The sequence below is a fragment of the Okeania sp. SIO3B5 genome, from assembly GCF_010692555.1.
Classification (GTDB): domain Bacteria; phylum Cyanobacteriota; class Cyanobacteriia; order Cyanobacteriales; family Microcoleaceae; genus Okeania.
Genome location: NZ_JAAHHG010000269.1, coordinates 1 through 13497, shown reverse-complemented (window position 1 = coordinate 13497; position 13497 = coordinate 1). Strand labels below are relative to the sequence as shown.

The 13497-nt window shown below is 35.1% G+C and carries 14 protein-coding genes and 1 tRNA gene; 5 read left to right on the top strand and 10 right to left on the bottom strand.

Going from position 1 to position 13497, the window contains the following annotated elements; genetic code table 11:
• On the bottom strand, positions 1-590 hold a 590-nt coding region (locus tag F6K54_RS27625), incomplete at its 3' end, for a GNAT family N-acetyltransferase (RefSeq protein WP_293084794.1).
• 6 nt (positions 591-596) lie between these two features.
• Entirely contained in the window at positions 597-1535 is a 939-nt protein-coding gene (locus F6K54_RS43875; RefSeq protein WP_375342007.1) for a GNAT family N-acetyltransferase, read from the bottom strand.
• A gap of 189 nt (positions 1536-1724) precedes the next feature.
• Here F6K54_RS43875 and F6K54_RS27615 point away from each other — a divergent pair, with 189 nt between their 5' ends.
• A complete protein-coding gene (locus tag F6K54_RS27615) occupies positions 1725-1937 on the top strand; it encodes a hypothetical protein (RefSeq protein ID WP_293084791.1) in 213 nt (70 codons plus the stop codon).
• 436 nt (positions 1938-2373) lie between these two features.
• On the opposite strand, the gene F6K54_RS27610 is transcribed toward F6K54_RS27615, so the two are convergent.
• Positions 2374-2442: transfer RNA gene (locus F6K54_RS27610), tRNA-Leu, on the bottom strand.
• Positions 2443-2781: 339 nt separating this feature from the next.
• Positions 2782-2982, bottom strand: a complete 201-nt coding sequence (locus tag F6K54_RS27605; RefSeq protein ID WP_124147285.1) for a hypothetical protein — start codon at positions 2980-2982, stop codon at positions 2782-2784.
• A gap of 1227 nt (positions 2983-4209) precedes the next feature.
• Between F6K54_RS27605 and F6K54_RS27600 the strand changes: the two genes are divergently transcribed.
• From F6K54_RS27600 to F6K54_RS27590, 3 genes are all read left to right on the top strand, one after another.
• Entirely contained in the window at positions 4210-5100 is an 891-nt protein-coding gene (locus F6K54_RS27600; protein WP_293084787.1) for a triacylglycerol lipase, read from the top strand.
• A gap of 218 nt (positions 5101-5318) precedes the next feature.
• Positions 5319-5696, top strand: a complete 378-nt coding sequence (locus F6K54_RS27595; RefSeq protein WP_293084784.1) for a hypothetical protein — start codon at positions 5319-5321, stop codon at positions 5694-5696.
• Positions 5674-7215: a pentapeptide repeat-containing protein gene (locus tag F6K54_RS27590; protein WP_293084781.1), complete on the top strand. Its 1542-nt coding sequence runs from the start codon at positions 5674-5676 to the stop codon at positions 7213-7215. The genes F6K54_RS27595 and F6K54_RS27590 overlap by 23 nt, the downstream gene beginning before the upstream one ends.
• Positions 7216-7249: 34 nt before the next feature.
• Here the strand turns inward: F6K54_RS27590 and F6K54_RS27585 are convergent, their stop codons facing one another.
• On the bottom strand, positions 7250-7405 hold the full coding sequence (locus tag F6K54_RS27585) for a hypothetical protein (protein WP_293084778.1): 156 nt from the start codon (positions 7403-7405) through the stop codon (positions 7250-7252).
• Between the two features lie 320 nt (positions 7406-7725).
• Between F6K54_RS27585 and F6K54_RS27575 the strand changes: the two genes are divergently transcribed.
• Positions 7726-8841: a CU044_2847 family protein gene (locus tag F6K54_RS27575; protein WP_366558250.1), complete on the top strand. Its 1116-nt coding sequence runs from the start codon at positions 7726-7728 to the stop codon at positions 8839-8841.
• Between the two features lie 1123 nt (positions 8842-9964).
• Here the strand turns inward: F6K54_RS27575 and hypB are convergent.
• From hypB to F6K54_RS27550, 5 genes are all read right to left on the bottom strand, one after another.
• Complete coding sequence (gene hypB, locus F6K54_RS27570; RefSeq protein WP_293084775.1) at positions 9965-10840, bottom strand: hydrogenase nickel incorporation protein HypB; 876 nt, start codon at positions 10838-10840, stop codon at positions 9965-9967.
• Positions 10841-10907: 67 nt separating this feature from the next.
• Positions 10908-11729, bottom strand: a complete 822-nt coding sequence (locus F6K54_RS27565; RefSeq protein ID WP_293084772.1) for an Rpn family recombination-promoting nuclease/putative transposase — start codon at positions 11727-11729, stop codon at positions 10908-10910.
• Positions 11730-11849: 120 nt separating this feature from the next.
• Entirely contained in the window at positions 11850-12236 is a 387-nt protein-coding gene (locus tag F6K54_RS27560) for a type II toxin-antitoxin system VapC family toxin (protein ID WP_293084769.1), read from the bottom strand.
• Positions 12233-12448 (bottom strand): hypothetical protein, encoded by a 216-nt coding sequence (locus F6K54_RS27555; protein WP_293084766.1) that lies wholly within the window; start codon positions 12446-12448, stop codon positions 12233-12235. The genes F6K54_RS27560 and F6K54_RS27555 overlap by 4 nt, the downstream gene beginning before the upstream one ends.
• A 215-nt stretch (positions 12449-12663) precedes the next feature.
• The gene (locus F6K54_RS27550; RefSeq protein ID WP_293084764.1) at positions 12664-13350 is read right to left on the bottom strand and encodes a hypothetical protein; all 687 of its coding nucleotides are present in this window, start codon (positions 13348-13350) and stop codon (positions 12664-12666) included.
• Between the last annotated feature and the right edge of the window lie 147 nt (positions 13351-13497).

Here is a 13497-nt window from a genome sequence, read left to right as displayed (position 1 = left end):
ATAAATGTTTCGTTATACATTTCTACCCATGCTTCTAAAAAGTGTCGCTGCTCCTGCTTACCAGAAAACTGCGCAGAGGAGTGAAACTGTAATGTAAAACCTATAGGAAACTCTGGTTTTGGTAAGGGGTAGGCAAGCGATCGCTCCATATTAAAAAAGTGACGCTTTGGAGTAAAACCACAACTTTCTAATAATGCGATGCGTTCGGTTTTGTCGTCACGAGTAGCTGCTCGCAACTTTACAGATAAACCCCGATCTCTAGCGACTTCCTCCATTCGTGCTTCGCCCCACCTAATGATTTCTTGCTCTATACCTTCACCTCTGACCGTGGGATGAACTCTGAAAGAGAAATAACCATCAACCACTTCCTGTATTAAGAGCTTCCCAAAACCAATGAGTTTACCGTCTGCATTTTCCCAAAGACGAATGTCACGCTCTTTATCTATATCTGGAGCATTAAATTCTTGTCGCAGATCCGAAACAGATACCCATTCATCCAGGCGATCGACTGTTTCACAAACTTGGAAAAATTCAGCGATCGCTTCTAGATCCGTTTCACCTTGATAGGGGCGAGTTTCTAATGTTTTCATAAACACTTAAAGTTCTTTGCCATAAACAATATTAGTATGAACTTTGCTGAAACCCACAGACTCATAAAGTCGAGTTGCTCCCGACGGGTTCTCAGCATCAACACCAAGTAGCGCCTTATCCATACCAACAACTCGTAAACCCTCCATTCCAGAAAGTAACATCGCTTTTCCTAAACCACGCTGACGAAAACCACGACGAGTACCTAAAGTATTTATCCAACCTTCTTTTCTTCCCTTGTACTTATTGTCTTCTGGATAAAAACAACAGTAACAAAAAGCTGCAAATTTACCATCAGGAGCTACTGCCACCCAGGTTAAGTCTGGTCGATAATTAGGATCGCTTACTATATATTCCACCTGCTCGACTTTCACCTCATGGAAGTTCCAATGGTCAATAAATGTTTGATTATGCGCTTCTACCCATGCTTCTAAAAATCTTCGCTGTTCCTGCTTGCCAGAAAACTGGGGAGAGGAGTGAGACTGCAACGTAAAACCTACAGGTAACTCCGGTTTAGGAAGAGGTTCGGTAAGCGATCGCTCCATCTCAAAAAAGTAACGCTTTGGTGTGAAACCACAACTGTCTAATAATGCGATACGTTCGGTTTGAGTATCGCGAACAGGCGATCGAAACTTGGCATATACACCCTTATCTCTAGCGACTTCTTTCATTCGTGCTTCACCCCACCTAATGATTTCTTGCTCTATACCTTCACCTCTAACAGTGGGATGAACTCTGAAGGAGAGAAAAGCATCAACTGATTCTTGTATTGATAGCTTTCCAAAACCAATGAGTTTACCCTCTCCATTTTCCCAAAGACGAATGTCACGCTCTTTATCTACATCTGGAGCATTAAATTCTTGTCGCAGATCCGAAACAGATACCCATTCATCTAAGCGATCGACTACTTCACAAACTTGGAAAAATTCAGCGATAGTGCTCCGCACCGCTGCGCGAACGCTTCTAGATCCGTTTCACCTTGATAGGAGCGAGTTACTAACGTTTTCATAAATATTTAAAATGGTGAAAATTAAATCTTTTTTTACTTCTTTATTCTTTCCAATAGTTAAAAATTACTTCGCACAAGTCGAAAAAGTAATGAATACGGTTACGGCCGTTCTTATCAGTTTTTTTATATGACAGTGAACCCGCTAATATTTATCTCAGAGAGACTTAAAAAGCTTCGCTATTTCGGTCGCCCAAACATCGCTACCTTAAGACCGTTAGGAAATGTATGTATACTTTATCAGTTGGGGTGCGAAGTCATTTCAGTTACCAGTTATCAGTTATCAGTTATCAGTTATCAGTTATCAGTACCACCGACTAAAGCTGGAGGCTTGAAATACTGAACTAAATATTTTTTCATCCCCTTAAAAGGGGAGGCTTTAGATTTCATTTTTTGGTAAAATTTCCCTAAATTTTATATATCTCTAAAAAGTAACGCATTTTTTTTAATAGACTATTTTTTATGTCAAAAAAATAATGTAAATTTTTGCCTTTTTTGAGTTAGCTCAATAATAACTCTGTACAAGTCAAAAAAGCAGTTTATACTGTCATTTCGGTTACCCGAATATTGACCCGTGATAGGGGTAATGTATGTATGCTTTATTTGTTAGGGTACAAAGTTAGCATTCTATTTTTAAGAGATTATACTTATTTCAAAAATTTGATATTTTCTTCTAACGACTTCTATATAATTATCCGTACATCTATTTAAAAAATCTTTGCTCTGCTTAATTCAAGTAGTTAAAAATCACCTCGTGCAAGTCAAAAAAGCTGTTGATTCATACACAGGATTTGAACCTGCTACACTTTGTTCTTGAGACAAATGCTCTACCAATGAGCTAGTATGTAAGCTTTTTTTGTTAGGGCACGAAGTGAATTTCAACTACTATTATTATGCTCCGCACAAGTCAATAAAGCGTTTTAAAGAAATACTAATGCTCTATCCATTGAGCTACATCCCCTAAAAATAGCGGGGACGATAGGAGTCGAACCTATAACCTTTGGTTTAGCAAACCATATGTATGTACGCTTTACAAGTTAGGGTGCGGAACATAACGAAGTCAGAAGTCAGAAGTTGTTTTTGTAACGGGGATTAGAGCAACGCTCCAAAAACGTTTCGCCGATCAAGGCGGGGTTTTAGACCCAATTTTTTTTGATTAGATATTCCTATTAATAAGGAAGCTTTATTTAACCATAAACAGCTTCGGGACGAACAATTAAGTCTCCACTGGGACGATGGTCTAAAACGTAGGAATTAAAGCGTTCTTTACCCACATCAAAATATTGAGCTAGGCGTTCTTTAATAGTATTTTCAGTCATATTTTCTCTGATGCCTAATTGATTTTCTGTAACATCATAAGAACGTCCTTCAAATCTAATATGAACCATATCTACACCTCCTAATTTTTTGAATATTATTTGTTACAACATGAATCGTCTTTCTAGATGATATTCTTCTTGAACTTTACTAATTTCTGTTGTTATTTTATTTGAGAAAGCAGAATATTTTTTTAGTTGATTTTCTGCTTCTTTGTGGTCGATAAAAAATTGATAATCTTGAAATTTACCAGATTTAAACCAACCTAAAATTCCATGAGTTTCAAGAATTTAGAATTTAGAATTTAGAATTTAGAATTACCTCTTTTTATAAAGAACAGGATTAGATCAAAGGATTTTTTTCTTCTCTTGCTCTCATGGATATGGCGTTTGCTACCGCAAAGCTTTCCGTTCCGGAATGCTACCGCAAACGCTAACAGCGGAGCGGCTCTGCAAGAGCGGGTTTCCTCGCCATCCAACCCTACGGGAAGCTGCGAAAATCGACCGCTTTTTTCTCCATGAATGGAGAGGATTTATACCTGAATTTTTCGGTAAAGTAATAGCTTATGCAATTCAGGTTTCGTGTAATACCTGATGGATATTGGTGAAAATTCCGATTAATTATTTAGTTTTCAAGGTGCAGATATGGCTTTTTTGTCTAGAGGTTATTTACTTCTCCTTTGACTGCCACATTTATATACTACATAAATAATACATGAAGTGTCAAGGGGGTGGGAGAAAAATTTTTTCAGGATGTTAAAAGGTAGCTATATCAAGAGATATAGGAAATTTAGGTCAAAAAAAATAGACACATTCCGCCGGAACGTCTCTATAGAATCTAAAATCTAAACCCGTATGGCCCACGTCAAGAGCGTCAAATGCTAAAAAAACTTTACGTCAACAACTTTAAATGTCTCGTTAAGTTTGAAATTAAATTATTCCTTCAGAAAATTTTAATATTGTTAGTAAAACATCTTATAAACTCAACGAATTATCAGAAGATAAAAAGCATTAGACCTCTCTGATAATTAATCTCAAACCCTTGTAATACCAAGAAAAAAACTTAGTTTCCGGTGATGTCTATTAATAATAGAATATATAATCAGGACTTACGCAAAATACAAAATTATATACTATCTGTAGGGGCGAATGGCCGTTTGCTCTTACTATATGTGGTGGTTATGCGTAAGTCCAGATAATAAAAAAATCGGCATTTTTAACTACCAGGTTAGTTAAGCTCGTCTTAAGTCAATTTTCTACTAATACAGGACAGGAGAAACAAAAATCTAGTTGCATACTATGAGTGAATCAAGAATCATACAAATATCTGGCTGTGATAACCAAAACCGTACTGGAGATGTAATTTTTGTTCATGGGTTGGATGGACACCCTCGTAAAACTTGGCATCCTCAAGAAAAAAGTGATGATGACAATTTTTGGCCTGCTTGGTTGGGAGAAGATTTACCAGATATGGGCATTTGGTCTCTAGAATACAACCTAAAATCTTTTGAGTGGAAAGGTACTACAATGCCTCTAGCCGATCGCGCTACTAATATTCTGGCAGTTCTTGACTCTTACAAAATTGGCGATCGCCCCTTATTTTTTATTACCCACAGCATGGGAGGACTTTTGGTAAAACAGATGCTGCGTCATGCAATAGATTATGGGATTCCAGAATGGAAAGCAATTTTAGACCAAACTAAAGGTATTGTTTTCTTTTCTACACCCCATTCTGGAGCTAATATAGCCAATTTGGTTAAGTATATGGGTTGGGTTCTCCAAACTACCGTTAGCATTGATGAATTGGAAGCTCACCATCCACGGTTGCGAGAGCTAACAAATGTTCATCGGAATCAAAAAAAGCTAAGTAAGATTCCTATACAAGTTTATTGTGAAGAGCAAAAAACTTACTGGAGCAATGTTGGTGTTTTAGTGGTAGATAAAACTAGCGCAGATCCTGGCATTAAAGGTGTGATTCCAATACCATTGGATGAAGACCATATTTCAATTTGCAAGCTTAAAAATCGGGAAAGCAGAACTTATGTCCGGGTCAAAAATTTTATAGAAATAAAAAAAAATCCTAAAGTTCCTTTACCAACGCTGTTACCAAAAGAAGAAATGGGAGTGGAAAAAGTCCCGAATCAAGATATAGTTCGCATAATTGAGGAGGATTATATCAAAAAAAAGTAGATCAAAAGTATAATGGGGAATTAGTTTATGTTCAATTAGATTTTTTTCGAGATGCACAAAAAGAAATTAATCAAAGTCAAGCAATTGGTATTGTATTAGATATTAGTTTTGGTGAATGTGATGAAGAAATTATCTATAAAAATAATCAAAAAAGTTATATCAGATTTGGCATAAAGCATGGCAAATTAAGGTTTAATCTTCACAATGGGGTAATGCCTATGAGTGAACGTAAATTTATTAAAACTCAGAAAAAAAATTGGATTATAAGTGCTACAGGAAATGATAGGACTCCTTGTTGGGAATTTAAAGCTAATCAAGAGAAATCAAAAGTTTTAAATGGTACGCTTAAAGATGAAATACTGGGATATATTCTCAATAAATTAGGCAATCGCTATACTCTTTGTGCTACCTTTGAAATTCAAGTAAATACAAACGATATAGAAATAACTGCTCAAGATGGCGCTTGGGATGATTGGACTCCCTCTAAAGAAAAAGAAACAAAAATTCGTGTATTCTTTAAACAAGTCCTAGAACCAAAGCTTAAAGAATATTTGAGTAAAGTAGAGTTGATATATGAAAAACCCTCTAACTCCTGAAGAGCTAGGTGCTCTTTTTCAAGAAATTGAATCTGAACCAACAGGTAAGCTATCAGAATTAGCGAAAGTTGCAGGACTTAATTTGGCAGAAGATTATGTTGGAGTTGATTTAAGTGATGAGGATTTGAGTGAAGATGATTTAAGTGGTGCAGATTTCAGTTTTTCTAATTTAAGGAATGTTAATTTAAAAGATACTAATCTTGCAAATAGTAACCTTAGTGGAGCTAACCTTACTGGAGCTAATCTCAGTGGAGCTAACCTCAGTGGAGCTAACCTTACTGGAGCTAATCTTCTATTAGTTCAAGCCATAGAGACAAATTTTAAAGAAGCAAATTTAACAGGTGCTTGTATAGAAGATTGGCATATTAATTTTCACACCAGTTTTGAAAATGTTAAGTGCGATTATATTTTTCTGAGAACAATAGGGAATAAAAAAGAAAAATTTATATTCAAAGAACGTCGTCCCCTTAAAGAAAACACTTATTTTGAACCTGGAGACTTTGAGAAGTTAATCAGAAAATCTCAAGAAACTATTGACTTGATATTTAGAAATGGGATTAATTGGCAAGCTTTCCCAAACCATCATAAACAGTATAAAGCTTTTGACAACAAAGGACATGGTTCATCTGTTGTCAAGCAAATAAGTTTAAAAAATAGTTTGAGTAAGGACAAATTTAAAAATTTAGTAGAAACACTTTCTGGCAGGAGAAATCAGCTTGAAGGAAGAAGTACAATTGATTCTGTTCAGGAGAGTCTAGTAGAACTAGGATTATCAGATGTTCTTCGTAAAAATGACATTGAGGAGATTTCTAAACAAGTTAGTAGAGAGTTTAAAAAACGGCAATGGAAAAATTATTTGAATTTTGCCCTGATACTAATAATTTTCGTAGCTCCCTTAGCAGCTTTTGGCAGTTATAAGCTTAGACAAGTTGAGAAACTACAAGCTAATCGAACTGAACTGAAAAATCAACTAGAAGATTATCAAATTGCAAAGGATGAGCTAGAGAAGAGGGTACAAAAAATCAACAATGAAAACAAATATTCGACGACTTTTACAACTGCTTCAACTGAAGCAATTTTGATTAAAATAGCTGAAATCACTGAAATTCCTGCAACATCCTTTGAAGCTCAAGGTCTTATCTATGAACTTAAGGGTTGCCAAAAATCTAATGTCGGTTCAATTAGTCAAACAATTAGTTGTACTCTATTAATTACAAGTAAACGAGAAAACGTTGAGTTCTACTTGTATTCAAATTCTGGTGGTAGAAAAAGCAGGATATTTGAGGCAGATAAAAAATATTTAGCAACAAGTGTTAAATTAGGAACAAATAGTGACACGAGCTATGTTAAAAGCAATTTGATCAAAGACGTACCCATAGAAGCTACCATTACTTTTGATAATGTGCAACTTCAAGTCAACAAGATAGAAGGTCTTCAAATTAGTTCGTTGTTGAGAAGTTCTTACTACAAAAACGATATCAAGGTTGAGTTTCGTAATATTTCTTTGTCAGAAAATTAGTAACTAACACTAGCAACCATCGCAAGGAGTTTAGTTAACCACTATTCTGAAGCAAATGAGGTATTTCAGCAAGGTTAGTTGCATCTACTAATACTTGGATTTGAACCCCTTTCATTAAGTCACAAGTTATGAAGTTGATAATTTTTTTATTTGAGTTGCGATCGCGCTGCATTGTAATGGTAATGTCCAAAAATAATGCTATAGTTGTTCAATCATTTAATTATGTACAGGACTTGCGCAAATCAACCTTATTTATATAGTACTACAATAATTGGTTAGGACATTTTTCAATCCTAAAACCCTTTTAAAGTTTGCTATTTCCTGTTCCCTATTCCCTATTCCCTATTCCCTATTCCCTAGCGCTATACAGAAAATAGGAATTTGTGTTCAAAGCAATAGCTGATAGCTAATAGCTGATTGTTGAATGCTTACAGTTATTCAAAATTTATATAGCAAATTACTGGAATATGTTTAAATTATAATAGCAGTTAAATTCAGGAATTAACATATATGGCCACCAGATTAATTCAACTGGAAGATGGGATTTTGGTTGAAGCTGAAGTTCCAGATAATGAAGCAAAGCCGATTTCTACTAATGCTGTTAAAAATGTTAAATCTAGTTTTGCACAAGTTAAACCTGTATTAGTTAGTATTAGTCGCCCCATTGCTGAAGCTTGGCAAGAAATTAATAAAGATATGGAAATTGAACAAGCTGAAGTAGAAGTAGGTTTTAATTTCGAGGGGGAAGGTAATCTTTATATTACTAAAGGAAAAGCAGATGCTAATTTAAAAGTGAAGTTAGTATTGAAACCAATTGCACCAAAACCATTTGATGTAATAACCGTAAACAGCAAAGGTGAAGAAATTAATCGTAGTTCCCATGAAGCAGTATTTTTTACTGAAGATTTGGGTAAAGGTGTAATGTTAGAAATGGTTTCTATTCCTGGGGGTAGTTTTGTTATGGGTTCGGCAAAAAATGAAGTAGAAGCAGATAGTCCTGAAACTCCCCAACATGAAGTTACTATCCAACCTTTTTATATGAGTAAATATCCTATTACTCAAGACCAATATCAAGCCATTATGGGTAAAAACCCCTCTCATTTTAAAGGAGGAAAGCGCCCAGTCGAAACTGTAACATGGCATAACGCTACAACATTTTGTCAAAAGTTATCAAAAAAAATTGGGAAAACTTACAAACTACCTAGTGAGAGTCAGTGGGAATATGCTTGTCGCGCTGGTACAAACACACCGTTTTATTTTGGGGAAACTATAACGACTGATTTAGTTAACTATAATGGCAACTATTCCTATGGCGATGCCCCTAAAGGCAAATATCGAGGAGAGACAACTGATGTGGGCACTTTTCCTCCTAACGCTTTTGGTTTATTTGATATGCACGGGAATGTGTGGGAGTGGTGTCAGGATATTAGGCATGATAATTATGAAGGTGCCCCTAATGATGGTAGTGCTTGGGAAGCTAAAGGGGATAGTAAGATACGAGTGCTTCGTGGTGGGTATTGGGAAGATGAACCAGGGAATTGTCGGAGTGCCTTCCGTCTCTGGGGAGATGCCGGCTTCTGCAGCAATAACAGAGGTTTCCGTGTGGTTTATTTGCCCAGTTTATAGAAGTATTAAAGAAGTCAGGAGTTAGAATTCAGAATTCAGAATTCAGAATTCAGAATTCAGGAGTCAGGAGTCAGGAGTCAGAATTCAGGAGTGCTGATTAATTATTGCTCTGCTGATTAAATATCGCGCGCATTGACTGATATTGGTTGTAGTATTTTTTAGTCTAAAAAAGTGCGCCTGTTTTCGGTGGAAAGAGCTGCAAAAAGCTAGTATTCTTGGGACGATTATGGCAGACAAATCAAGAAACCATGATCAACGACTACCTCTTCTATAACTCCCCTAAATCCTGAGAAAGTATCTGTAAAATAAATCTTAAGAGATGCTCAAAAGTTTACGTTTTACTGGGTTATATCATGTCCGGATAATAGCGTGATCAAAAAACTTTCTCCTTCAACTCCAGTTCTTCTTCTTCCTTCTTCCAACTTCAGTCTTCCCCTCCTGGGAGGGGTTAGGGGTGGGTTGACTCCTGACTCCTGACTCCTGACTCCTCCGTCGTTATTTATTTATAACTGTTCAACCGGACATGATATTACGGCGAATCACAAAGCTAACTATTAACTTTAACCATGTAATCTGCCCAATCCAACCCTACACCAGGATTTAATATTTTATTTACAGATACCCTCTAATTATTAATTAGGGCTTGCTGAATAAAACTCAAACTCTTTACAGATAGGTGTTTTAGCTAATTTATGTGCTAATAAAATGCTAGCTTTTAGGTGGTAATGGTTCAAAAATCTAGGATTTCCAGCAAGATAGGGGAAGAAAACTAAGGGAAGGTTTTTCTGGCTACTTCTTCTATAATTCCCATTCCTCCTGACTTCACCGATTCTGGATTCTGGATTCTACCCCCTACCACTCATACTTTTTCAGCAAACCCTAATTATTAATTATTAATTATTAACTAGACAGTGCAAAGTTCTAGGAATAACTATTGCTAGCTAAGGCTTTCAGCGATCTAAGGGTGAAAAACTCTTTATTCAAAGCTGTAAGTACTGTAAGCTTTTTCCAGTAATACTTTCAGCCTTTAAAGCAAATAGTTTTTTGGAATAACTTTGTACTCTCCAGTTATTAATTATTAATTATTAATTATTAATTATTAATTATTTAACTACTCCCTCTTTTAAAGAATAATTTGATTTTTTAACCACTCATACCAATCATTTAAACCTTCCCCACTTGTGGCAGAAACCTGAAAAATCTTAATATTAGGATTTACCTGTTTTGCATATTCAATACAACGATTAACGTCAAATTGTACATAAGGCAATAAATCAATTTTAGTCAGAATCATTACCTGACTTTCTCTAAACATATAGGGATATTTAATTGGTTTATCTTCTCCTTCAGTTACTGATAGAATGGCGACCTTAGAATTTTCACCCAAATCAAATAAAGCCGGGCAAACTAAATTACCCACATTTTCAATCATTAAAACTGAATTTAAAGGAGGGTTTAATTCTGTATAACCTTTCTCTACCATTGCAGCTTCCAGGTGACAGCCTTTACCAGTATTAATTTGTACAACTTTACAACCAGTTTGGCGAATTTTTTCTGCATCATTAATAGTTTCTTGGTCGCCTTCTATGACACTAAATGTTAACTCAGATTTTAAATCATTAATCGTCCGAGCTAATAAAGTTGTTTTGCCAGAACCAGGAGAACTAACTAAGTTTAATGCCAGAATATTTCGACCTTTAAACCAACCTCGGTTTTGAGCAGCTAAAAGGTCATTTTTCAGTAAAATTTTTTGTTCTAAACTAATAGTAGTTCCGTGCATTTTTGCATGAATTTCAGACTTTTGATGCTGATGATTATTTTCATGGGGAGAGGTGGGATGTTCGTGAGTATTAGTATGAGAATGAGTGTGAGTAATAACAGTGCCATCTGGCAGGGTATGAGTATGGGAATTATGGTTATTTAAAGACATTTTTTCTCCTGTTTGAGCATTAGTAATAGTAGTTTGACTATTATCAGAACAACCGCAAGTTACACACATAATTTTTGTACCTCCTTTTCTTTTCAGTTATTGAGATTTGATTAGATTAATTAAATTGCCAAAATATTCAATCTGTTGTTTCAGTTTGTTTGACTAATTTTTGAACTTCCTCTAAAGATAACTCTAATGATTGAGCAATAATTTCTAAGCTCAAACCTAAACGAATCATATTAGATACAGTTTTTAAGTTGGCTTCAACTTTGCCTTCAACTTTGCCTTCATCTTTACCTTCAGCAAAAGCTTCTTGATAAACTTTAGTTTTTTTCAATTCACTTAAACCTAACATTGCTTCAATCTCCTTTCTGGTTTTTTGAGGTAACTTATAAACAATAATTGTTTCAATCAAGTCAATTAAATCTTGTTGAATTTTTTGCTCAGTAATTTCCTGTTTTGCTTGAGAAATTAAAGATTTAGCCAAATTAATCGCTTGATTTTCTGGCTTAATTACCACCAGTTTAACAACTCTTATCCCTAATGAACCACTTACAGTTTCTTCCAATTCATCTAAATAAATCCGTTGGACTTGACTTGACGCTAAAATATTGCCAAAGTGCCGATCTTGTTCCCTTTCGATACTACGACTAGGATAAATAACAACTACTTGCCAAGGATTGGGGGGTTGATATTGTCGTAAAAAGAGAAATAATTCGGCAAAGAGACGGTAATAGAGATTATCGTCAGGTTGAAATTGGACTTCAACGAGATAAAAGGGTTTATTGGGGTTATTGTCAGTTGGTAAGAATAAACCATCTAAACGAAAAGATAGTTGTTTGACTTCACGGGAGGTAAATTCATAAGTTTGAGTATTGGTATTGGGTTGGTTAATTAGTTCAAAGAAGATTGTCGGAAAGTTGAGAAATATTTGATAGAAAATACTGTCTGTTTTCACAATATTTATAGTTTAGTGGCAGTGGAAATATTTTACTATTCCGCATATAAAAAATAATTGTTGATTATTACGGATTATAGTTAACAGTTATAAACCTCCTGTTGCAATCTATATTAATTTTCATGGTGTTTGTCCTTGAAAATAATTCAATATTTTTTGGTCTTGAGTGACTAATAATGAGTCATGAACTTGAGCTGTTTCTACAATAATTTGGTCAGCTGGATCGGCATGAAATCCAGATAGTCGAGTAGATTGTATAATAATTTGTAGGCTTAACTCTAGCAATTGAACACCAGGATAATTGAGGGCGAGTTTGAGCCATTCTTCTACAGAACACTCAAAAGTTAATCTATTTTTCTCAACTAATTTGGCAATTTCCCAACAAGAAATAATACTAATTCCTACACCACTTACTTTATTTGCCTCTATAATTTCTAGGTTTTGGGGAGACAGTTTAGGATTTTCATCAACCCACCAAATCCAGATATGAGTATCTAGAATAATCATGTTAATTTTTCCCAATCTTCTAGAGCTACTGCTTCATAAGGTTGATCGTAATTAATGACTTTCCCTCGCAAAGGCCGCTCTTCTGAGGAAAGCTGTTTTAAGGAAGTTGAGCGCATATCATTTTTAACTGTTTGTAGAATTGCTTCAATAATCAGTATGCGTTCTTCGATAGATGTTCCTTGGAGTTTTTTAAGTATTTCTAGTTCAACCATGTTTTTAATTATTAATTTTTCGTCGTTCTGATTATTGCCGTTGATAGTTTTTAGGAGTTTGCTATAGTCTTGGCAAGTTGAGTTATATCAAATCCGGTTAAACAATTATATATTGATAGTTAATGTTTGTTTTGTTATTTATTAGTCATTTGAGCAAAATGTTCCATTAACATTCGGTGGATAAATATGTACCCACCACCTACTTTTTGGATCAACTATGAAGCTTCTGCCTCGATCCAACCTTTGACCATTTCAATGGGAATTCCAATAGGACCAAATAATACTTTCAATGCTTCGATTCCTCCTTCTTTGAGAGCGTTAATTAGTCTGGCTTTTAATGTGGGATTTTGCTGAATTTCCTGTTGTAAAGTTACAGCTAAAGCACTCTGTTTTTCAATTTCTGTTGCATTGGGATAATTTTGTTCGAGTTGTTGTAAAAGCTCTTGAATTTCTGCTGCTGCATCTGCTAAGTTTTGCTTTTGTTCGGCAGGATAATTGTTAATTATTCCGCCTACATGGTTGGCATAAATTGGTCCGTCTACTCGGTTACCTTGAGATTTGTCAACATTGACAACTCCTTGAGAAAAATTTCCACTGCTAAAGTCATTGTTAGTGGTATCAGCCATAAAAGTGTCTCCTTTATTTTGATAATTTTCTATTTCTATATGATAACTAGGACGCCGTAGCGATGTTTGTACGGTATTTTCTACAAATGTTTGTATTGTATTCTCTAAAGTAGAAATTCTATTATCTTGTTCCGCTAAAATAGGATTATTTGGACTTCCCTCAGAAGGAAGTTCAATAGTTTTACTGCTATGATTTTTTAGCCACAAATCACTTATAAGTTTTTCCTTAAACTGCAACTGCTCACTTAACTTAAGTGATTGTATTTTATTATTCACCTGTTTAAAAAAATCTCCAATTCCTTCAGCAATTTGGTAATTTGAGCTTCCAGAATTCTCTAAGCTCCTTGGAATTGAATAGGGAACACTATGTTTGTCCAAAAACTCCAGATCGGAAGAGCTCGGGAACCAATAAGTCTGGGATTA